This window comes from Paracidovorax citrulli (assembly GCF_900100305.1).
Classification (GTDB): Bacteria; Pseudomonadota; Gammaproteobacteria; order Burkholderiales; family Burkholderiaceae_C; genus Paracidovorax; species Paracidovorax citrulli.
This window is the reverse complement of sequence record NZ_FNEY01000018.1, coordinates 55,254-75,255: the sequence shown is the minus strand read 5'-3', so window position 1 is coordinate 75,255 and position 20,002 is coordinate 55,254. Positions and strand designations below refer to the sequence as shown.

General features: G+C 69.0%; 19 protein-coding genes. 8 read left to right on the top strand and 11 right to left on the bottom strand.

Annotated features, from left to right (window positions below; genetic code table 11):
• Positions 1–151: 151 nt before the first annotated feature.
• From BLR99_RS13475 to BLR99_RS13465, 3 genes are all read right to left on the bottom strand, one after another.
• Positions 152–730, bottom strand: coding sequence for a hypothetical protein (locus BLR99_RS13475; RefSeq protein WP_017438574.1), 579 nt, complete (start codon positions 728–730; stop codon positions 152–154).
• A gap of 71 nt (positions 731–801) precedes the next feature.
• Complete coding sequence (locus BLR99_RS13470; RefSeq protein WP_011793497.1) at positions 802–1,020, bottom strand: CsbD family protein; 219 nt, start codon at positions 1,018–1,020, stop codon at positions 802–804.
• A gap of 231 nt (positions 1,021–1,251) precedes the next feature.
• Entirely contained in the window at positions 1,252–1,875 is a 624-nt protein-coding gene (locus BLR99_RS13465) for a phosphoadenosine phosphosulfate reductase domain-containing protein (protein ID WP_017438573.1), read from the bottom strand.
• Between the two features lie 445 nt (positions 1,876–2,320).
• Between BLR99_RS13465 and BLR99_RS13460 the strand changes: the two genes are divergently transcribed.
• Positions 2,321–3,706, top strand: coding sequence for a hypothetical protein (locus tag BLR99_RS13460; RefSeq protein ID WP_046059919.1), 1,386 nt, complete (start codon positions 2,321–2,323; stop codon positions 3,704–3,706).
• Between the two features lie 39 nt (positions 3,707–3,745).
• On the opposite strand, the gene BLR99_RS13455 is transcribed toward BLR99_RS13460, so the two are convergent.
• The 4 genes from BLR99_RS13455 to BLR99_RS13440 all read right to left on the bottom strand — a co-directional run bounded on the left by BLR99_RS13455 (position 3,746) and on the right by BLR99_RS13440 (position 7,467).
• Positions 3,746–4,408 carry an ABC-type transport auxiliary lipoprotein family protein gene (locus tag BLR99_RS13455; RefSeq protein WP_011793494.1) on the bottom strand — a complete coding sequence of 221 codons (663 nt, stop codon included), beginning with the start codon at positions 4,406–4,408 and terminating at the stop codon, positions 3,746–3,748.
• Positions 4,409–4,487: 79 nt separating this feature from the next.
• Positions 4,488–5,468, bottom strand: a complete 981-nt coding sequence (locus BLR99_RS13450) for an MlaD family protein (RefSeq protein ID WP_048857544.1) — start codon at positions 5,466–5,468, stop codon at positions 4,488–4,490.
• A complete protein-coding gene (locus tag BLR99_RS13445; protein ID WP_046059917.1) occupies positions 5,468–6,337 on the bottom strand; it encodes an ABC transporter ATP-binding protein in 870 nt (289 codons plus the stop codon). The genes BLR99_RS13450 and BLR99_RS13445 overlap by 1 nt, the downstream gene beginning before the upstream one ends.
• Positions 6,338–6,339: 2 nt before the next feature.
• A complete protein-coding gene (locus BLR99_RS13440) occupies positions 6,340–7,467 on the bottom strand; it encodes an MlaE family ABC transporter permease (protein ID WP_046059916.1) in 1,128 nt (375 codons plus the stop codon).
• Positions 7,468–7,783: 316 nt separating this feature from the next.
• Between BLR99_RS13440 and BLR99_RS13435 the strand changes: the two genes are divergently transcribed.
• Positions 7,784–9,478 (top strand): GMC family oxidoreductase, encoded by a 1,695-nt coding sequence (locus BLR99_RS13435; protein WP_011793490.1) that lies wholly within the window; start codon positions 7,784–7,786, stop codon positions 9,476–9,478.
• A 302-nt stretch (positions 9,479–9,780) separates the two neighbouring features.
• A complete protein-coding gene (locus BLR99_RS13430) occupies positions 9,781–10,539 on the top strand; it encodes a sulfite exporter TauE/SafE family protein (protein WP_017440071.1) in 759 nt (252 codons plus the stop codon).
• On the opposite strand, the gene BLR99_RS13425 is transcribed toward BLR99_RS13430, so the two are convergent.
• Entirely contained in the window at positions 10,529–11,452 is a 924-nt protein-coding gene (locus BLR99_RS13425) for a LysR family transcriptional regulator (protein WP_046059914.1), read from the bottom strand. The two genes, BLR99_RS13430 and BLR99_RS13425, sit on opposite strands and share 11 nt — an antisense overlap.
• Before the next feature lie 122 nt (positions 11,453–11,574).
• Between BLR99_RS13425 and BLR99_RS13420 the strand changes: the two genes are divergently transcribed.
• The 5 genes from BLR99_RS13420 (at position 11,575) to BLR99_RS13400 (ending at position 16,493) form a co-directional block, all read left to right on the top strand.
• A complete protein-coding gene (locus BLR99_RS13420) occupies positions 11,575–12,963 on the top strand; it encodes an L-serine ammonia-lyase (protein ID WP_046059913.1) in 1,389 nt (462 codons plus the stop codon).
• A 190-nt stretch (positions 12,964–13,153) separates the two neighbouring features.
• Positions 13,154–13,921 carry an ABC transporter substrate-binding protein gene (locus tag BLR99_RS13415; protein WP_017439158.1) on the top strand — a complete coding sequence of 256 codons (768 nt, stop codon included), beginning with the start codon at positions 13,154–13,156 and terminating at the stop codon, positions 13,919–13,921.
• A 38-nt stretch (positions 13,922–13,959) separates the two neighbouring features.
• Positions 13,960–14,742: an amino acid ABC transporter permease gene (locus tag BLR99_RS13410; protein WP_011793485.1), complete on the top strand. Its 783-nt coding sequence runs from the start codon at positions 13,960–13,962 to the stop codon at positions 14,740–14,742.
• Complete coding sequence (locus BLR99_RS13405; protein ID WP_011793484.1) at positions 14,739–15,497, top strand: amino acid ABC transporter ATP-binding protein; 759 nt, start codon at positions 14,739–14,741, stop codon at positions 15,495–15,497. The genes BLR99_RS13410 and BLR99_RS13405 overlap by 4 nt, the downstream gene beginning before the upstream one ends.
• Before the next feature lie 102 nt (positions 15,498–15,599).
• Positions 15,600–16,493, top strand: coding sequence for a DMT family transporter (locus BLR99_RS13400; RefSeq protein WP_046059912.1), 894 nt, complete (start codon positions 15,600–15,602; stop codon positions 16,491–16,493).
• Between the two features lie 25 nt (positions 16,494–16,518).
• Here BLR99_RS13400 and mrdA read toward each other — a convergent pair whose 3' ends face one another.
• From mrdA to mreC, 3 genes are read right to left on the bottom strand one after another with little or no spacing between them, the layout of a single operon-like run.
• The gene (gene mrdA, locus BLR99_RS13395) at positions 16,519–18,465 is read right to left on the bottom strand and encodes a penicillin-binding protein 2 (protein ID WP_011793482.1); all 1,947 of its coding nucleotides are present in this window, start codon (positions 18,463–18,465) and stop codon (positions 16,519–16,521) included.
• Positions 18,466–18,496: 31 nt separating this feature from the next.
• A complete protein-coding gene (gene mreD / locus BLR99_RS13390; RefSeq protein ID WP_011793481.1) occupies positions 18,497–19,015 on the bottom strand; it encodes a rod shape-determining protein MreD in 519 nt (172 codons plus the stop codon).
• Positions 19,012–19,932, bottom strand: coding sequence for a rod shape-determining protein MreC (mreC, locus tag BLR99_RS13385; protein ID WP_011793480.1), 921 nt, complete (start codon positions 19,930–19,932; stop codon positions 19,012–19,014). The genes mreD and mreC overlap by 4 nt, the downstream gene beginning before the upstream one ends.
• Positions 19,933–20,002 lie beyond the last annotated feature (70 nt).

Below are 20,002 nucleotides of genomic sequence, written 5' to 3'. Positions count from 1 at the left end.
CCGGGAGCTTTGATGCAGGTCAGCCTTCGGGCCCTGGTGCGGGCATGCCATGTCTCCCGGCATGGCCACAAAAAAAGGCCGAAGCCCCCGTCAGGAGACCTCGGCCCACAGAGGGCCATGGCGTGGCGTGCCATGGCTCCCACCAGTACGCTTACTGGTTGTACATGCGCTTGGCGTCGGCAACGCACTTGTCCTTGGCATCGCCGTTCATGGTGTCGCAGCGTTCCTTGGCGGCCTTGTAGTCGGCTTCGCGCTTCTCTTCGGCAGCGTCCTTCTTGGTTTCCGCCACCTTGGCATTCTTCTCTGTCATGGTGTCGGCGGGCTTGGCCTGGGCGCGGGCCACCTTGGCGTCTTCCTTGGCCTTCACGTGGGCGGCCTTGGCATCCTTCTGGCAGACGCTCTTGGCGTCGCCCTGCAGGTCGTCGCACTTTTCCTTGGCGACGTCGTAGGCGGCATCCGCGCGGGCCTCGGCCACCTTGTAGGTGTTCTTGTCGCTGGGCTTGTACTGGGCTTCCAGCTCGGCCTTGGCGATCTTCTCGTTGCCCTTGGCTTCCTTCTGGCAGACGTCCTTGGCGTTGCCCGTCATGCCGTCGCACTTGGCCTTGGCGGCCTTGTAGTCGGCGGAGATGCGGTCGTTCGCGGCCTTGTGCTCTTCCTTGGTCATGGCCATGCCGGACGTGGCGAGCAGGCCGGCGACGGCCAGGGCGAGCAGATTGCGTGCGTGCTTCATTGTTTTCTCCTCAAGTCAGTGAAGGGGTTGGTTTTCAGAAAATGCTGCGAGAGAGCAGGAGTCCGAACGGATCACTTGTCGAAACGGAAATCGGGGTGGCGCTCCTGCCAGGCCTTGAGTTCCTCCTCGGCGGCATCGCGTGCGAGGCCCTGGCGCTCCTGCAGCTTGCCCAGGAACTGGTCGCGCTTGCCGGCGACCACATCGAGGTCGTCGTCGGTCAGCTTGCCCCACTGCTCCTTGATCTTTCCGGTGAATTGCTTCCAGTTGCCCTTGATGGTGTCTTCGTTCATGGACGTGTCCTCTCTTCGGTGCGTCGCGTCCGCCATCCACTCCAGTGCGGGGTGGAACCCTTGCGGGATGCGATGGAGGCACTGTAAAAGTCGGCCTGGCATGGTCGCGTAGGTTCGCGGGGTATGGCCGCGTCAGCCCAGGACTACTGCCCACGTGAGCACCCAGGCATAAAAAAAGGGCATGCAAGCATGCCCTTCGGGGTGGAGAGAGGCGCCGCCACGGGCGCGCTGTCAGTGGGCCAGATGCAGGCCGCACTCCCGGTTGTCTTCGCCTTTGGTCGGATCCACGTAGTCGAAATTGTTGGGCAGGCCCTGCGCCTGGCAGTACTCGTACAGGTCCTTGGAGCTCCAGTGCAGCAGCGGCGCGACCTTGACGAGGCCGTCGGGGTTGAGGCTCACCGGATCCATCCGCGCACGCACGGCCGTATCGGTGGCGCGCAGGGCCGTGAACCAGACCTTGGGGGCCGTCTCCCGCAGGGCCCGCGCGAAGGGCTCGAGCTTGACCTCCTGCGTGAACGCGGCGTGACGGGGGTCGTCCAGCGCAGGCGTGGGACCGTCCACCGCCTCGCGGTGGGCACGCGAGCGCAGCGGCAGGTAGATGCGCAGGTTGAGCCCGAGTTGGCGCGTCACTTCGTCGGCGAACCTGTAGGTGGCCTCGGTATTGTAGCCGTTGTCCATCCACACGACCGGGATGTCCGGCCGGGCGCGCGTGCACATGTGCAGGATCACGGCCTCGAACGGGCGGAAGTTGGTGGTGACGATGGCGGGCTGGCCCAGGCCGATGGCCCAGTCCACGAGGCCCTGCGCGTTGTGGCCGAGTTCGGCGTTGATCCGGTCGAGGTCGATGCTGCTCATGGGAATGCGTGGCTCCGTTGCCGCGCTGCAAGAAAAGGGAAGGAAGAAGTGGCGGCAAGGCTGGCATTGTGCCGCGCTGCGGTTTTATTTCGTTTATTGGTGGACTGGTGCGCTGGGTGACCAGGCACCACGCCTTCCGTGCCCCCAAGATGTCGCCATTTGCTGCGGAAGCATCGTGGAATATCGTATTAATCGTCAGACACGCGCCACGGGTTCATCCCCCCGTGGAAATAATGATGTAGAGCCGAACACGGCCCCTGCCGCCCCTGCCGTCTTAGCGGGTCGCCACGCCGGGCACGTCCCCCGGCTGGATGGATTGCCACGCAGAAGACCGACGAGCGGTGCCTCGGCGACTCCTCTTAACCGAGGAGCGCTGGCTGCCATGCACCCGGCATCAACGGACCGTCCCACCAGGCCGGTGCAAGGGCATCGGTCCCACGGGGACATGTTCTCGATCGTCAGGCATCTGTCATTCCTCTCAACCCGCCGCGACCCAGGCAACGTCCAGGCCGCATCGGGAGTCTCCGGAAATGGCGTTGTTTTCTCACGCTCGAAGAAGGCGTTAGGAGGCAGCGACGTCGGAATGGTCGGGAAGATCGATGGCGAGGAGCATCTTGTCAAGACAGGAATCTCGCGAAGCTTGCTGGGCCAGGCGGTTGCACTTTGTGCGAAAGGGCAGGTTGCCGAAGCGAACAAGCGCCTGGGCTACATCGTCAGTGCCTGGGACAGGCTCGTGGAGGGTGGCACCGCGAAAGGGGCTCTGGAACGAGAGCTGACAGGTGCTTTCCATGGCTTTCTCCAAAGCGAGAAAGGAAGAAAACTGGCGGAGAAAGCGAAGGTGGACGAGTTGGACATCGACGATGTCAGCGACGTTCATGCGAGCCTCGTCCGCGCAGACCCGCAGTTGAGGAATCCACTCGGCATACCGGTCATTTTTGATGTCATCAACGTGGCTGCCGCGCAGGACATGGTCAATGCTTTGCAAGGCACTTATCTTGCAAGGCACCATATCCCGGACTCGTCCCTGCTGGCCGTGGAGAACAATGCGTTGATCGCTTCGCGGCTCATTCCGGACGCCACGCCGCTAGATGTCTTCCTGACCCAGCCTTTTCTTCCGGATGGCGTTTCGCTCGCGGAAGCAAAACGCGCTTCATCGCTCATCAAGACAGCTGCTGCCGGGAACAGGGTGAAACCGGATGAGTTGGCACGGGCGCAGGCATTGGTTTCCCACATCAACGATCCCGCCAATCTCAGCTCGGGCCAGCAGGCCCTGAGCGAAGCGTTGCGACAGAAGGGATTGGACGGATTGTTCATTTCGCTGCTGACCCGGTTGACCCTGGGGGAATCGTCCGACCTGGGGCCGGACAACATGCTGGTCGTCCCTGGCGCAGACGGCCGGCACCAGGTCGTGAACATCGATGTCACGGGGTTCCGCTACGACCGGGAGGAGGACGCCACGGCGAGTCCGCGGGATCCGGTCCGGCATGGCTGGGGGAAGGTCATCGAGAACCCCGAGCTGGCGCTGAACGTGCTGCTCGACCGGAGTGTGCTGAACAGCCGTTATGCGAAAGGTCTCGATCCGGTTCACGAGGCAGTTGTCGATTGCATGCGCGAAGCGCTGCGCCCCCACGCCACGCCCGAAGCGGCGACGGTCAAGCGCTGGTACGCCTCACTCGATATTGACGGATCCACCGCATCGCTTCTTTCGTTGCGTCAAGGCTTGGGGCGTCTTTCAGGATGCAGTTGGATGCCGGACGCCGACCTGGTGGACAGGGTATTGGTTCGCAATGCCTCCTTCATCGACAACATCGTCCAAAAATGCAGGATGTGACGATGGCAGGCCGAAGGCTGCTGCAGTACCGATACCCGCCTACCGCCCCGCCTGCTCCACCCAGGCCGCCACGTCCCGCGCCGCCTGGGCAGCTGCTTCCGCCATCGCATGGGTACCGCCGCGGGCGTCCGGCGTGGGAGCCGGGCGCTGGATGACGAAGACGCGCTGGGCGACGAGCTTCTCGCCGGCCTGGGTGGAGTCGGCGAGCGAGGCGCGCAGCCGCAGCACGCCGGTGCTGGCCTTGGGCGCCTGGAAGACCTGGCTGAACTCCTCGATCTCCACGCGCAGCACCGCGGGCGGCTTGCCGGTGTCCACGAGCTGCGCCGCGCCCTCCTCGCCCATGAGCACGGCGCGGCGCAGGCCGAGCTGGTCGCGCAGGGCCTGCTGCACGAGTTGTGCGGGCGGCTGGCTCCAGCGTGCCTGGCCATAGGGACGCAGGTGGCGCGGATCGTCGTACGCCAGGCGGTACAGCACGGCGGTGCTGCCTTCGACCGGCCCCGCGACGGCCACCTCCGGCAGCGCGATGGGCGGCAGCGGCGCGCCGCGTTCGCCGGGCGCTTGCGCCAGCGTGCCGGGACCGAAGTCGTACACGTCGGCCCGGGGCGGCGGCGCAGGCAGGGCGGAGCAGCCCGCCATGAGCGCGGCGGCCGCGAGGGCGGTCCAGAGTCCGCGGGCCCGGGTGTTGACTGCGTGGTGTGCCATGTCGTTCCTCGTCATGTCCATGGATGCGGTGGAAGGTGCTGCGGGGGGCATGCAGGTGCCCGGGCGGGCGGCCTGCGCCTTACGGGGCCGCGACGGCAGGCGCCTCGAATCCGGGCTCGCCGGGGCCGCCCGCGGCGCGGCCGGGCCCGTAGATGAGCGATTGCGGGTTGTCGCTGAAGCCGCTCGCCGCCCGGCCCAGCCGGCGCGCAGCGCGCGAGGTTTCGTCGGCGGCGTGGTTCAGGCGCGGCAGCGTCACGCGGCCGAAACGGTCCGCGGCGAGCGAGAGCGATTGCGAGCTGTCGGCGATCTGGTCGAGCGGTCCGTTTTCGGCGCTGAGCTTGCGCACCGCGGCCTTGACCTCGTTGGCGGCATCACCGGCGTTGGTGCCGGCCTGCCGCAGGGCTTTCAGGGTCTCGCGGGCATCACTGGCCACCGCCGGCACCGAGGCCAGTGCGGGGTCGAGCCGCTGCTCCACGGTGGCATCGAGCCGCTTCATGAGCGCGTTGGCGCTGCCGGCGGCCTGGCCGAGGTTCTCCAGCGCCAGGGAAAAGCGTTTCTGGTTCTCGTCGCCCAGCAGGTCGTTGATGCGATCGGTGGCCTGCTGCACCTGCGCGAGGATGGCCGGCCCCTGCTCCGCCAGCTGGCTGAAGGGGGAGCTCTTGAGGGGCAGCCGCGGCAGGTCGCTCGCTCCGCGGGGCAGCGCCGGCTGCGGACCGTTGCCGTCATCGAGCAGCACGTGGGCCAGGCCCGTGACGCCCTGGTAGCCCAGCACGGCGAAGGTGGCCGGGGTGACGGGCGCCTGGTCGTTGACGGCGATGCGGATGAGCACGTTGCCCGGCACGTCGGGATCGAAGCCGATGCGCGTGACCTTGCCCACGGCCACGCCCTTGTAGCGCACGGCGGCCTGGGGCTGCAGACCGCCGACGCTCTCGCGCGTGGAGAGCTCGTAGAGCTGGTAGCTGGCCCGGTCGCGGGTGAGCCACAGGCCGAGCGCCGCCAGCAGCGCCGCCACCACGACCACGAAAATGCCCGCGGCCAGGGCGTGGGACTTGTTTTCCATCAGGCCTCCTGTCCCGGGGCGGCGGCAGGCGGCGCCGACGGCGCGGGCGCCATCGCGCGGCGGCCGCGCTCCCCGAGGAAAAAGTGTTGAATGAACGGATGCTCGAAGCGGGTCACCTCCTGCGGCGTGCCGCTGGTGATGACGCGTTTTTCCGCGAGGACCGCGACACGCGTGCTGAGCGCGAACAGCGTATCCAGGTCGTGCGTGACCATCACCACGGTGAGGCCGAGTGCGGCATGCAGCTCGCGCAGCAGTTCGCAGAATTCGTCGGAGCTGTTCGGGTCGAGGCCCGCGGTGGGCTCGTCGAGCAGCAACAGCGGCGGGTCCATGACGAGCGCGCGCGCCAGCGCCACGCGCTTGATCATGCCGCCGGACAGATCCGATGGCATGCGCGTGGCGTGTTCGGGCTTCAGGCCCACCATGCGCAGCTTGACCATGGCGGCATCGCAGATCAGGTCCTTGGGCAGGGTACCCTGCTCGCGCAGCGCGAAGGCCACGTTGTCCAGCACGCTGAACGCCGAGAACAGCGCGCCGTGCTGGAACAGCATGCCCACGCGGCTGGCGGCGCCCGCCCGGCCCATTTCGGAGGCGGGCCGGCCCAGCACCGTGACGCTGCCCTTGGCGGGTCGGGTGAGCCCCAGCATCTGGCGCAGCAGCACCGTCTTGCCGGTGCCCGAGCCGCCCACGAGCGCGAGGATCTCGCCGCGCCGCACGGTGAGGTCGAGGTTCTCGTGCACGGCGAAGGCCTCGTCGCCCTTGCCGAACACGGTGGAGAGGCCGCGGATCTCGACCACGGGCGGCGCGTCCTTCGGCGGCGGCTCGGGCGCGGCGGCGGGGCCGGTGGCGTCTTCTGCTGCGTCGCGCGTCATGCCTAGATCCCGAGGTTCTTGAACGCGATCGCGAAGAGCGCGTCCACGATGATGACCATGGTGATGGCGTTCACCACCGAAGCCGTGGTGCCCTCGCCCAGGCTCTGGGTGTTGGGCTTCACGCGCAGGCCCCAGTGGCAGCCGATGAGCGCGATGCCGACGCCGAACACCACCGACTTCGCCATGGCGAGCACGAGGTTGGAGAAGCCCACCGCGTTGGGCAGCGCCTGCACGAAGTAGGCGGGCGATACGTCCATGGCGATGTCGGCCGCGAGCATGCCTCCGGCCAGGGCGCACAGCGTGGTCCAGACGGCGATGAGCGGCATGGCGATGGCGAGTGCCACGGCGCGCGGCATCACCAGCCGGAAGCCGTGCGGGATGCCCATGACGCGCATGGCATCCAGTTCCTCGGTGACCCGCATGACGCCGATCTGCGCCGTGATGGCCGAACCGGACCGCCCCGCCACGAGGATGGCCGCGAGCATGGGGCCCAGTTCCCGGATCAGCGAGATGCCCAGGATGTTGACGATGAAGGACTCGGCGCCGAACTGCCGCAGTTGCAGGCTCATGAGGTAGGCCAGCACCACGCCGATCAGGAAGCCCACGATGGCCGTGATGGGCAGGGCCGTGGCGCCCATGCGGTAGAGGTGGCCCGAGACGTCGCGCCAGGGCGCGCGGCGCGGTGCGCGCAAGGCACTGCCGAGGTCGATGACCAGTTGCCCCACCAGTTCCAGCAAATGCCTGCCGTGGCCGAGCGCGTGCAGCACCTTCACGCCGAGGCGGTCCACTTCCTCGACGAGGCGCCAGGGAGGAACGGGCGGCCGGTCGATGACGGTGAATTCGGCCACGCGATCGAGCATGTCGCGCTGGGCATCGTCGAGCGCGATCCGTTCGGGCCAGACGCGCCCCCAGTGGTTCCAGAGCAGTTGCGCGCCGACGTGGTCCAGCCAATCGACGCTGCGCAGATCCCACCCCAGGCCGGAGTCCGGCGCGTTCTGCGCGAGTTGCGCGGACACCTCGCGCCAGGTGCGCCGCGCACCCAGGTCCGCCGCGCCCCAGCGCCCGTGCAGCGCGGCGACTGGCCCTTCGGGCGTGTCGGTGCGTTCGATGCGGGGCGGGCTGTCGCTCATGGGCAGGGCAGGACGGAGGCAGGCGCGGGAAAAAAATGGCGGGAAAGTACCGGCAAGGGGACACCGAAGAAACGGCAACCGGATGTTAGCGGAGCGCGGAACGGCGGGCGCGTCAGCGCAAAGCCCGTCCGTATGGCGGAAGCCGGCGTTTGAAATTTCATCAAATCCGATCCAAACCCTTGCTCCACCATTTCTTTTTGCTATCGATTCGTGAGCGATGGGTGTTTCCCTATCGACAGCCGTGCCGCGCCGCGCACAATGGGCCGGGCCTGCCGCCGGTGCGGCCCCGGAGCGCGCGACGCCTGCCCCTTCTTCCATGAGCGACACCTCTTTCGACTTCATCGTCATCGGCGGCGGTACGGCCGGCGCCCTGCTGTGCAACCGGCTGAGCGCCGATCCGCGGCACCGCGTGCTGCTCGTGGAAGCCGGCCGCAAGGACGATTACCACTGGATCCACATTCCCGTGGGCTACCTCTACTGCATCGGCAACCCGCGCACCGACTGGCTCTACCAGACCGAACCGGACGAGGGGCTGAACGGCCGCAGCCTGCGCTACCCGCGCGGCAAGACCCTGGGCGGCTGCAGCAGCATCAACGGCATGATCTACATGCGCGGGCAGGCACGGGACTACGAGCAGTGGGCGGAGATCACCGGCGACGATACATGGCGCTGGGAATCCGTGCTGCCGGCCTTCCGCCGCCACGAGGACCACTGGCGCCTGGACCGCCCCGACACCGCGAGCGAGGCATTCCGGCAGCTGCACGGCAGCAAGACCACCGGCGGCAGCGGTGAATGGCGGGTGGAGCGCCAGCGCCTGCGCTGGGACGTGCTGGACGCTTTCGCGCGCGCCGCGCAGGAGGCCGGCATTCCGGCCACCGACGACTTCAACGGCGGCACCAACGAGGGCGTGGGCTATTTCGAGGTCAACCAGAAGAACGGCTGGCGCTGGAACACCGCCAAGGCCTTCCTGCGGCCCACCTGCTACGGCCGGCCCAATTTCGAGATGTGGACCGGCGCGCAGGCCGCGCGGCTTCTGCTGGAGTGCCTGCCGGACGGCACCAGCCGCTGCACGGGCGTGGAGGTGTGGAACGGCAGCGAGATGGTCACCGCGCATGCCGCCCGCGACGTGATCCTGAGCGCGGGTGCCGTCAATTCGCCGCAATTGCTGCAGCTCTCGGGCATCGGCCCGGGAGAGTTGCTGCAGTCGCACGGCATCCCCGTGGCGCACGACCTGCCGGGGGTGGGCGGCAACCTGCAGGACCACCTGCAGATCCGCGCGGTCTTCAAGGTGAACGGGGTGCCCACGCTCAACACGCTGGCGGGCAACCTGTGGGGCCGCGCGCGCATCGGGCTCGAGTACGCCCTGAAGCGCACCGGCCCGATGAGCATGGCGCCGTCGCAACTGGGGGCCTTCACCCGCAGCGCGCCCGGGCAGCCGCACCCCAATATCCAGTACCACGTGCAGCCCCTGTCGCTCGATGCGTTCGGGGAGCCGCTGCACACGTTCCCGGCGTTCACCGCCAGCGTGTGCAACCTCAATCCCACGAGCCGCGGCACGGTGCGCATCCGCAGCCCCCGCTTCCAGGACGCGCCGGCGATCGCGCCGCGCTACCTGAGCACGCCGGAGGACCGGCAGGTGGCCGCCGATTCGCTGCGTGTCACGCGCCGCATCGTGGCGCAGCCGGCACTGGCGCCCTACCGGCCCGAGGAATGGAAGCCGGGCCCGCAGTACCAGACCGACGAGGAGCTCGCGCGCCTGGCGGGAGACATCGCCACCACCATCTTCCACCCCGTGGGCACCACGCGCATGGGCGCCGACGGGGATCCCGCCGCGGTGCTCGACGCGCGGCTGCGCGTGCGGGACGGCCGGGGCGGCACGATCGCGGGCCTGCGGGTGGTGGATGCGGGCGCCATGCCCACCATCACCAGCGGCAACACCAATTCGCCCACCCTGATGATCGCGGAAAAGGCGGCCGAATGGCTGCGCGACGAAGCCCGGGCCGGTGGCTGACGCGCAACCGTACGCGGGCAGATGCACCACCACGGCGCCCGTCCGGCCACCCGGCGCACCGCCATCGCGCACGGGCCGCCTGCGGGAAACCCCCAATGCACCAGGCGAGTGCGGGAGTTACATTGTAGTTACCCGATGGCGCGCACGTCGCGCAACGAGGGGGCCGAGGAGACAAACTCGAACTCGAAAACACCATTCCAAGCATCCCCTACAAGATGCCCTGTTTCCCCAAGCGCCGGTGATCCCGGCGCTTTTTTTTGCCTGCAAGCTATGGAAACCATAGCGGGTGAGACAATCCGGGGATGGAATGGATCATTGTTTCGCTGGCATCGCTGCTGGCCGGTTTCGTGGATGCCATCGTGGGCTGCGGCGGGCTCATCCTGGTGCCCGCGCTGTTCGCCACCTTTCCCAACGCGCCGCCGGCCACCCTGCTGGGCACCAACAAGAGCGGCTCGATCTGGGGCACCGCCATCGCCACCTGGCAGTACAGCCGCCGCGTGCAGATACGCTGGCAGTCGCTGCTGCCGGCCGCCGCCGCGGGCTTCGCGGGAGGGTTCGCCGGGGCGTGGACGGTCACCGTGGTGCCGGTGGACTTCCTGCGCCGGATCCTGCCCTTCATCCTGCTGGCCGTGCTGCTCTACACCCTGGCGCGCAAGGATCTCGGCAAGCACCATGCGCCACGCTTCGAGGGCGCCGCCGAAACCCGCATGGCCTGCCTGATCGGTCTGGCGATCGGGTTCTACGACGGATTCTTCGGTCCGGGAACGGGCAGTTTCTTCGTGTTCCTGTTCGTGCGGCTGCTGGGCTACGATTTCCTGAACGCCTCGGCCTCGGCCAAGCTGCTCAACCTCGCGACCAACGTCGCCGCGCTGATCCTGTTCACGGCCAAGGGCCAGGTGTGGTGGCACTTCGCGCTGCCGCTGGCGGTGGCCAACGTGGCGGGCAGCGTGCTGGGCACGCACATGGCGATGAAGCACGGCACGGGCTTCGTGCGCGGCATTTTCATCCTCGTCGTGGGGGCGCTGATCCTCAAGACGGGCTATGACGGCTTCATGAGGTGACATCGCCTGCCGGGCGGGACAGGCGCTCCGCCGCGCGCACGATTTCGCCGATGAATACCTTCACGGCCGGGTGGTCGCGCTCGCCGCGCCGGAAGGCGACGGATATTTCCCGGGCGACGGCCGGGCGCAGGGGCACGGCGCGGGTGCCCGGCAGGGGGCGCAGCAGGCGCAGCCCGGGCACCACGGTCACGGCGCAGCCGGCGCCCACCATGGCGGACACCACCTCGAAGCCGAGGGCGCGCACATCCATGCGCGGCTCGAAACCTTCCGCAAGGCACAGGTTGCGCACGAACTCGCCGAAGCTGCTGGAGGCGGCGTCCATGGCCCAGGGCTCGTCCCGCAGGTCGGCCACGCCCAGCCACGGACGGGCCGCCAGGGGATGGGTGGCGGGCAGCAGCACGTGCAGCGAATCCCGGGCCAGCGCCACGAAGCCGTATCCGTCCTGCCGGCGGTCACGGCGCAGCGCGAGGTGGTCGATGAGCGCGATGTCGGCGCGCCAGGAGCCGAGCGCCGCCAGGCCGTCCGCCGGCTCCATTTCCTCCACGGCCAGGCGCAGGCGCGGATAGGCGGCCCGCAGCGCCTGGATGGTCTCGGGCAGCAGGGCCGAGGCGATCGACGGGAAGGCCGCCACGCGCAGCTCGCCCGCGAGTTCCCGGCGCAGCAGCGCCAGCTCGGACTTGGCCTCGTCCAGCACCGCCATCAGGCGTTCCGCATGCCGCACCAAAGCTTCACCCCCAGGCGTGAGCCGCACGCCGCGCCCCTGGCGCTCGGTGAGCGCGATGCCCGCTTCCGCCTCCAGCTGCGCGATCTGCTGCGACACCGCCGAGGGCGTGAGGGCCAGCGCCTCGGCGGCCGCGGCCATCGTGCCGCAGCGGGCCAGCTCGCGCAGGGCGCGCAGGCGGTTCATGTCCATGGGTCCCCCGGCCTTTCGCAATTCGACAGGACTGCTAATGTATTCCTTCATGAAAGATCAATGGACCTGACGAAACTTGTTGCCTACGCTGTGCGCCCATCCGCAGCATTGCACTCCGCCCCATGGCCATCAGCGTCTTCGACCTCTTCAAGATCGGCATCGGTCCGTCCAGCTCCCACACGGTGGGCCCCATGCGTGCCGCCCGGCTGTTCACCCACGCCCTGGAGCACCAGGGCCTGCTCGCCGCCACGCGCCGCGTGGAGGCGGAGCTCTACGGCTCGCTGGGCGCCACGGGCAAGGGCCACGGCAGCGATACCGCCGTGCTGCTGGGCCTCGCGGGGCACGAACCCGACACCGTGGACGTGGACCGCACGGGCGGCTACGTGGCCGACATCCGAACGGGTGGGCGCCTGCCGCTGGCCGGCCACCATCCGGTCGCCTTCGACGAGCGGCGCGACCTGCGCTTCTATGCCCTCAAGACGCTGCCCTTCCATGCCAACGGGCTGCGCTTCGCCGCGCGCAGCGATTCGGGAGATCTGCTGCACGAAGCCACCTATTACTCGGTGGGCGGCGGCTTCGTGGTGAGCGAAGCGGTGGCGGCGGACGGATCCCGCCACAAGGTGGTGGCGCCCGACCCGTCGGTGCTGCCGCTGCCCTTCGGCGACGCGGCGGACCTGCTGCGCCTCACGGCCACGCACGGCCTGGACATCGCGGGGGTCATGCGCGTCAACGAACGGCACTGGCGCACGGATGCGGAGATCGACGCCGGCCTGCTGGCCATCTGGCGCGCCATGCAGGGCTGCGTCGAGCGCGGCTGCCGCACCGAGGGCCTGCTGCCCGGGGGGTTCAAGGTGAAGCGGCGGGCGGCGGCCCTCGCGCGCCGGCTGGGAGACTTCGAACCCCGCCCGGCCGACCCGCTGCGGGTGCTCGACTGGGTGAACCTCTGGGCGCTGGCCGTCAACGAGGAGAACGCCGCCGGCGGCCGCGTGGTCACCGCCCCGACCAACGGGGCCGCGGGCATCGTGCCGGCGGTGCTGCACTACTACGTGCACACGGCGCCTGACGCCAGCGAGCGCGGCGTGGTGGACTTCCTGCTCACGGCCGGGGCCATCGGCATCCTCTACAAGCAGAACGCGTCCATCAGCGGCGCGGAAGTCGGCTGCCAGGGCGAGGTGGGCGTGGCCTGCTCGATGGCGGCGGGCGCGCTGTGCGCGGCGCTGGGTGGCACGCCGGCCCAGGCGGAGAACGCGGCGGAGATCGGCATGGAGCACCACCTGGGGCTCACCTGCGACCCCGTCGGCGGACTGGTGCAGATCCCGTGCATCGAGCGCAACGCCATCGCCTCGGTCAAGGCGATCAACGCGGCGCGCATGGCGCTGCACGGCGACGGCACGCACTTCGTGAGCCTGGACCAGGTCATCAAGACCATGCGCGAGACCGGGGCCGACATGCTCACCAAGTACAAGGAAACGGCCCGGGGCGGCCTGGCAGTGAACATCGTGGAGTGCTGAAAGCCGCCCGCGAAGATCCCGCGAGGGCGGGACCATCCGCATTTTCGAGGAGGCATGGCGCCATGCCCCGTCTTTATAATATGTCCACTCCGTGACGCCCGACACCGGGCGGCGGGTCCACCATGTCCGGCTTCGCCACACGCCAAGCCGGATTTTTTTGTACCCTGTCCCACCCCACCAGGAACCGCAGATGAAGATTCTCAAGACGATGGCCACCGCCGCCGTGGCGCTGTGCGCAGCCTTCTCGGCACAGGCCCGCCCGATCGACGCCATCCAGAAGGACGGCAAGATCATCATCGCCACGGAGGGGCAGTTCGCGCCCTTCAACTACTTCAACGGCACGCAGCTCACGGGCTTCGAGGTCGAGGTCGCCAACCTGGTGGCCAAGAAGATGAATCTGAAGGTGGAGTGGAAGACGCTGGGCTTCGACGCCCTGCTGACCGGCCTCGGGCAGGACCGCTGGGACGTCGCCATTGCCTCGCACGGCGTGACGGAAGAGCGCTCCAAGGCCGTCACCTTCGCCGCGCCCCACTACTGCTCCGGCGGCATGGTGATCGCCATGGACCCGGCCATCCGCACGGGCAAGGACCTCGCCGGCAAGGTGGTCGCCGTGCAGACCGGCACGAGCTACCTCGAGAACGTGAAAAAGGTGCCCGGCGTGAAGGACGTGAAGAACTTCCCGACCGACGTGGATGCCCGCAGCGCCCTCACCTCCAAGCGCGTGGACGCCTGGGTGACCGACAAGTTCGTCGCCAAGGAAGTCGCCGCCAAGAACCCCAAGGCCGGCCTGAAGCTCGGCGACATGCTCTTCATCGAGAAGATCGCCCCGGCCGTGGCCAAGGGCAACACCGGCCTGGCCGACGCCTGGAACAAGGCCTTCGCCGAGATCCTGGCCGACGGCAGCTACGCCGCCGTGTCCAAGAAGTACTTCAACGAAGACGTCCGCTGCGCCCCCTGATCCCCTGACCGCCGGCCGGCCTTCCGGACGCTTTCCCCATGCTCACCGCTCTTTGGCCCCGGCACTGGAGCCGCCAGCAACGCAGCAATGCGACGCTGGTCTCGGCCCTGGTGCTGATGGTGCTGGCCCTGGCCCTGCTCGGCCAGGCCCTCTCCTTCCTCCCCGACCCCATCGGCCCCAATGCGCAGGCCTTCGCCGACGGCGCGCGCACCACGCTCTGGCTCACGCTGGTGAGCGGGCTCTGCGGCCTCGTGCTCGGCACCGGCGCGGCCCTGGCCCGCACCGCGCGCTGGACGCCGCTGCGCTGGGCGGCCCGCTTCTACATCTGGGTGATCCGCGGCACGCCGCTGCTGGTGCAGATCCTGTTCGTGTATTTCGCCCTGCCGGTGCTGGTTCCGGGGCTCAACCTGCCCGACTTCGCCGCCGCCGTGGTGGCGCTGGGCCTGAACGTGGGTGCCTACAACTCCGAGGCCATCCGCGCGGGCCTGCTGGCCGTGCCGCGCGGGCAGACCGAGGCGGCCCGCGCCCTGGGGCTGTCGCGCACGCATGTCTTCTTCGACGTGGTGTTTCCCCAGGCCTTCAAGATCTCGCTGCCGCCGCTGGTGAGCAATTTCGTGGCGCTGCTCAAGGATTCCTCGCTCGCCTACGCGATCGGCGTGGTGGAGCTGACCAACGTGGGCAACCGCATCCAGTCGGCCACCTTCCAGCCGATCGCGACGCTCTCCACGGTGGCCGTCACCTACCTGCTGCTGACCACGCTGGTGACCCAGGTGTCGAACGCCATCGAGCACCGCTTCGACGTGGAGGGCCGCGCCCAATGACGCATCCCCACGCCACGCCCCCCACGCCCTACATCGTGGCGGAGAACGTCTGCAAGGCGTTCGGCACGCACCAGGTGCTCAAGGATGTCTCCACCGTGTTCAACACGGGCGAGGTCACCGTGATCATCGGCGCCTCGGGCTCGGGCAAGTCCACGCTGCTGCGCGCCATCAACCGGCTGGAGCCGCACGACAGCGGCCGCATCGCCATCGGCGGGGTGGAAGTGACCGACGACCAGCGCGCCCTGCAGCAGCAGCGCAGCGAGGTCGGCATGGTGTTCCAGCAGTTCAACCTGTTCGGCCACCTGAGCGTGCTCGACAACGTGACGCTCGCGCCGCGCCGCATCCACCGCACGCCGCGCGCCGAGGCGAACGAGCAGGCGCTGCAGTTGCTGCGCCGCGTGGGCCTGCGCGACCATGCCCACAAATACCCCTGGCAGCTCTCGGGCGGGCAGCAGCAGCGCGTGGCCATCGCCCGGGCGCTGGCCATGCGGCCCAAGGTGATGCTGTTCGACGAGCCCACCTCCGCCCTGGATCCGGAAATGGTGCAGGAAGTGCTCGACGTGATGCGCGAACTCGCGCGCGGCGGCATGACCATGATCGTGGTCACCCACGAAATGGGCTTCGCCCGCGAAGTGGCCGACCGCGTGATGTTCTTCGACCAGGGCCGCATCGCGCACGATGCGCCGCCGGCCGAGTTCTTCGCCAACCCGGCCAACGACCGCATTCGCGCCTTCCTGGGGCGCATGGGCGGCTGAGACCGCGGCGCGCCTGCTCGCCGCGCGCCCGGCCCGCCCGCGCGGGCCTTTCCCTTTTCCGGCCCTGCCGCCCTGGCGGCGGCGCCACACCTGCTTCGCCATATGCGCTCCGAACGCCAGGGCCTTCTGGCCCTCCTCCTGGTCACCATGGTCTGGGGAACGACCTTCCCCGCGATGAAGATGCTGTCCGCGCACCTGGACGCGCTGCAGATCATCTGGATGCGTTTCGCCATCGCGCTGGCCGTGCTCGGCCCGATGTGGCGCGGCATGCGCCGCGCGGAGCTTGGCTGGGGGCTGCTGCTCGGCGCCCTCCTGTTCCTGGCGTTCTGGCTGCAGATCGAGGGGCTGGCGCGCACCAGCAGCAACCGCAACGCCTTCGTCACCGGCCTGAACGTGCTGGTCGTGCCGCTGTTGGCCATGGCCGCGCTGGGGCGGCGCTACGGGTGGACGCTGTGGGCCGCGTGCGGCATGGCGCTGGCGGGCATGGCACTGATGTTCCACGAGAACGAGCCCTGGAACCTGGGCGATACGCTGACGCTCGCCAGCACGGTGTTCTATGCCATCTACATCCTCGCGCTGGAGGAATGCGCGCGCCGCACGGCCGCGGCGCCGCTGCGGGCCACGCGCATGGCGGCCATGCAGGCGCTGGTGATGTTCGGCGCCGCCACCGTGCTGGTGGGCGTGCGCCATGGCGGCTATGCCACGTCGGTGGTGCAGATCGCGCAGCTGCCGGGCGATGCGTGGACTGCCGTGGCCTATCTGGGGGTGGTGGCCAGCGTGCTGGTAGTGACGCTGCAGGCGTGGGGCCAGCAGCGCGTGGACGCCATGCGCAGCGCCATCGTCTTCGGCCTGGAACCCGTGTTCGCGGCGCTCACGGCCTGGGTGCTGATCGGCGAGCGCCTGGGCTGGGCCGGCGTGTGCGGGGCGGCGCTCATCGTCGGCGCGCTGATCGCCAGCCAGCTGCAGCCGCCGCGCTCGCCGCAGGCCACCGGCTGAAGAGCGGCGGCCCGGCAGCCCGGTGTCAGGGCGCGGGCGCCATGACCGGCACGTCGGCCGCGCGCCGCGGCGTGCCCATGGGCGCGCCGGCCTGGCCCTTGGCGACGGCCGCCAGATCCTGCTCGTTGGGGTAGTCCCCCTGCAGCCAGTAGTCGAACACGCGGCGCACGATGGGCGCCGCGGCGGCCGCGCCGAAGCCCGCGTTCTCGACGATCACCGCCACGGCGATGCGCGGGTTCTCCGCAGGCGCGAAGGCGGCGAACAGCGAGTGGTCGCGCTGGTGCTCTTCGAGCAGCTTGGCGTTGTACTTCACGTTCTGCCCGAGGCTCACGGCCTGCGCGGTGCCGGTCTTGCCGGCCGCGGTGTAGGGCGCGCCCGCGAACACGCGCGTTCCCGTGCCGGCCTTGATCACCGCGACGAGGCCATTGCGCACGATCTCCAGGTTGCGGGGCGAATAGCCCAGGTTCTCGCCGGGCGGCTGCGCCACTTCCGTGACCACGCCGGTGACGGTGTCGCGCACGGCCTTCACGAGGTGGGGGCGGTAGCGGATCCCGCCGTTGGCCAGCGTGGCCTCGGCCGAGGCCAGTTGCAGCATGGTGAAGCTGTTGTAGCCCTGGCCGATGCCGAGGGACACGGTCTCGCCCGAATACCAGCGCTTCATCTCCGGGCGCTTGTAGGCGTTGCGCTTCCATTCGGTGCTGGGCAGCACGCCGCGCACCTCGCCGTTGAGGTCGATGCCGGTGAGCTGGCCGAAGCCCAGCGGCTTCATGAAGTCGTGGATGGTGTCCACCCCCATGTCCACGGCCAGCGAATAGAAGTAGGTATTGCTGGAGAACTGGATGGCGCGCACCATGTCCACGCCGCCCAGCCCGCCCTCGTGGCTGCGGAAGGTGTGGCCGCCGTAGGTGTAGAAGCCCGGATCGTTGTACACCTGCGTGGGAGAGCGCTTGTTCAGCTGCAGCGCGGCCAGCGCCATGAAGGGCTTGTAGGTGGAGCCGGGCGGGTAGGTGCCGCGCAGGGCGCGGTTGAGCAGCGGCTTGTCGATCGATTCGTTGAGCGCCTGCCAGTTCTCCGAGTCGATGCCTTCCACGAACAGGTTGGGATCGAACGTGGGCTTGGACACCAGCGCGAGCACTTCGCCGTTGCGCGGGTCGATCGCCACCAGCGCGCCGCGGCGGTCGCCGAACATGTCCTCCACGAGCTTCTGCAGCTTGATGTCGAGCGACAGCATCACGGTGTTGCCCGGCGTGGCCGGATGGCTCGCGAGCCGCCGCACGGCATGGCCGCCGGCCGAGGTCTCCATGCGCTCCACGCCGGTCTGGCCGTGCAGCGTGGTCTCCTGGCTCTGCTCGATGCCGAGCTTGCCGATGTGGTCGGTGCCGCGGTAGTTGGCCGCGTCCTCGGAATCCTCGATGCGCTCTTTCTCGCGCTGGTTGATGCGGCCGATGTAGCCGATGGCATGGCTGGCGGTTTCGCCCAGGGGGTAGTTGCGGAAAAGCCGCGCCTTGATGTCCACGCCCGGGAAGCGGTAGCGCTGGGCGGTGAAGCGGGCGACCTCCTGGTCCGACAACCGCGTGCGGATCGGCAGGGATTCGAAGCTGCGCGACTCCTCCATGAGCCTCTTGAACCGGCGCCGGTCGCGCGCGTGGATCTCCACGATGTTGGAAAGCGCGTCGATGGTCTCTTCCAGGCCGTCCACCTTCGAGGGCGTGATCTCCAGCGTATAGGCCGAGTAGTTGGTGGCCAGCACCACGCCGTTGCGGTCCAGGATGAGCCCGCGGTTGGGCACGATGGGCACGACCGCTGTGCGGTTGCTCTCGGCCTGGTCGGCGAGGTCTTCGTGGCGAACCACCTGCAGCACGAGCAGGCGCGCCACGATCAGGCACATGGCGAGCAGCACCACGAAGCCCACGACCAGGACGCGCAGGCGGAACCGCGAGAGATCGGCCTCGGTATTGCGCAGCTCGGTCATGTCGGCGGGGCGGAAGGAAACGGATGCCGGATCAGAGCGGCCGGTTCTCGTCGCGGTCGGGCGGCAGGCGCTGCGGCGCGAGCAGCACCCAACTGGCGAGCGGCCACAGCAGGGCCTCGATCACGGGCGAGATCAGCCCCGGCAGCCCGGGCAGGATGCCGCCCGAGACCATGCGCACCAGCAGTTCGATCGCATGCGCGGCCAGGAACAGGGGCAGCACCTGCAGCGCCTGCGAGAACGGGCTGAACCACAGCAGGCGCCGGTGCAGGTAGATGGCGCCGAACATCATGGCGCAGTAGGCCAGCGCATGCTGCCCCAGCAGCGCGGTCTGGTAGACGTCCATGCACAGGCCCATGGCGAAGGCGACGGCCATGCCCACGCGCTGGGGCTGGTGCACGCCCCAGAAGACGAGCAGCACCATGACGAGGTCGGGCGTCCACACCAAGCGCCCCAGCGGCAGCATGTTGAACGCCAGCGCCACCAGCAGGCTGGCCGCGATGAAGGCAGGGCGCACCGGCAGCAGCAACTGTTCGCCGCGGGGCATGATCATCGGCGTCCTCCCTTGCGTGCCGGCGCCGGCTCCGTGGCGGGGGGGCGCTCGGGCAGGCCGGCATCCAGCGGCTGCAGCACCATGACGTGGCGCGCGCCCTGCGCCTGCGCCAGGGGCGCGCAGTAGATGCGGGCGAAGGCGGAGTCGGCCCTGCGCTCCACGCGCACGATGCGGGCCACCGGCAGCCCCGGCGGATAGAGGCCGTCCACCCCGCTGGTGGTGAGCAGGTCGCCTTCCTGCACGTCGGCATTGCTGGGCATGAAGCGCAGCTCCATGCCGCCACCGTGCGCGATGACGGGGTCGCCATAGGCCACGCCGCGCGCACCGGTGCGCAGGTTCATGACCGGAATGGCCTGGTCGCGGTCGATGAGCAGGGTGACCTCGCTCAGCAGCGGATGCACCCGGGTCACCTGCCCGAGCATGCCCGATTCGTCCATGACCGGGGAGCCGAGCACGATGCCGGCCATCTGGCCCTGGTCGATCATCACGCGGCGGGTATAGGGATCGGCGGCGTCGTAGATCACCTGCGCGGCCTTCGCGGGCGTCTGCAGCCGGTCGCGCAACTGCAGCAGCTTGCGCAGGCGCTCGTTCTCCTGCAGGAGTTGTTCGGCCTGGTTGGCCCGCTGGGCCATGGCGACCATGTTGCGCCGGGCGGTGTCGACCTCGGCCTGGGCGGATTCCATGGTGCGCAGGTAGGCGATGCCGCCGCCCACGAACTCCACGGGCTGCAGCATCACCCACTGCACCGGGTAGAGCGCCACGGCGATGGCCTTGCGCAGGGGCTCCGTGACGTGGAACCGGGCGTCCGCCACCATGAGGAACAGCGCCAGCGCGCCGCACAGCGCGAAGCGGGCGCGCGGCGACGGGCCTTGCTTGAAGAACGACGGTGCAGTCCGTTCGAGGGTACCGATGGGCATGGCGGTAGGGAACAGCCGCAGGAATTGTCAGCAGGAGCGGTGCCGCACGGACACGGCGGCATCGGGGCGC

Bases quoted from the DNA above. Each gene is read 5' to 3' on its own strand.
- BLR99_RS13445 (WP_046059917.1), bottom strand. From the start codon at position 6,337: ATGACGCGCGACGCAGCAGAAGACGCCACCGGCCCCGCCGCCGCGCCC.
- BLR99_RS13420 (WP_046059913.1), top strand. From the start codon at position 11,575: ATGGCCATCAGCGTCTTCGACCTCTTCAAGATCGGCATCGGTCCGTCC.
- BLR99_RS13415 (WP_017439158.1), top strand. From the start codon at position 13,154: ATGAAGATTCTCAAGACGATGGCCACCGCCGCCGTGGCGCTGTGCGCA.
- BLR99_RS13460 (WP_046059919.1), top strand. From the start codon at position 2,321: ATGTTCTCGATCGTCAGGCATCTGTCATTCCTCTCAACCCGCCGCGAC.
- BLR99_RS13435 (WP_011793490.1), top strand. From the start codon at position 7,784: ATGAGCGACACCTCTTTCGACTTCATCGTCATCGGCGGCGGTACGGCC.
- BLR99_RS13410 (WP_011793485.1), top strand. From the start codon at position 13,960: ATGCTCACCGCTCTTTGGCCCCGGCACTGGAGCCGCCAGCAACGCAGC.
- BLR99_RS13465 (WP_017438573.1), bottom strand. From the start codon at position 1,875: ATGAGCAGCATCGACCTCGACCGGATCAACGCCGAACTCGGCCACAAC.
- BLR99_RS13450 (WP_048857544.1), bottom strand. From the start codon at position 5,468: ATGGAAAACAAGTCCCACGCCCTGGCCGCGGGCATTTTCGTGGTCGTG.
- BLR99_RS13400 (WP_046059912.1), top strand. From the start codon at position 15,600: ATGCGCTCCGAACGCCAGGGCCTTCTGGCCCTCCTCCTGGTCACCATG.
- BLR99_RS13430 (WP_017440071.1), top strand. From the start codon at position 9,781: ATGGAATGGATCATTGTTTCGCTGGCATCGCTGCTGGCCGGTTTCGTG.
- BLR99_RS13455 (WP_011793494.1), bottom strand. From the start codon at position 4,408: ATGGCACACCACGCAGTCAACACCCGGGCCCGCGGACTCTGGACCGCC.
- mrdA (WP_011793482.1), bottom strand. From the start codon at position 18,465: ATGACCGAGCTGCGCAATACCGAGGCCGATCTCTCGCGGTTCCGCCTG.
- BLR99_RS13470 (WP_011793497.1), bottom strand. From the start codon at position 1,020: ATGAACGAAGACACCATCAAGGGCAACTGGAAGCAATTCACCGGAAAG.
- BLR99_RS13405 (WP_011793484.1), top strand. From the start codon at position 14,739: ATGACGCATCCCCACGCCACGCCCCCCACGCCCTACATCGTGGCGGAG.
- mreD (WP_011793481.1), bottom strand. From the start codon at position 19,015: ATGATCATGCCCCGCGGCGAACAGTTGCTGCTGCCGGTGCGCCCTGCC.
- BLR99_RS13425 (WP_046059914.1), bottom strand. From the start codon at position 11,452: ATGGACATGAACCGCCTGCGCGCCCTGCGCGAGCTGGCCCGCTGCGGC.
- BLR99_RS13440 (WP_046059916.1), bottom strand. From the start codon at position 7,467: ATGAGCGACAGCCCGCCCCGCATCGAACGCACCGACACGCCCGAAGGG.
- BLR99_RS13475 (WP_017438574.1), bottom strand. From the start codon at position 730: ATGAAGCACGCACGCAATCTGCTCGCCCTGGCCGTCGCCGGCCTGCTC.
- mreC (WP_011793480.1), bottom strand. From the start codon at position 19,932: ATGCCCATCGGTACCCTCGAACGGACTGCACCGTCGTTCTTCAAGCAA.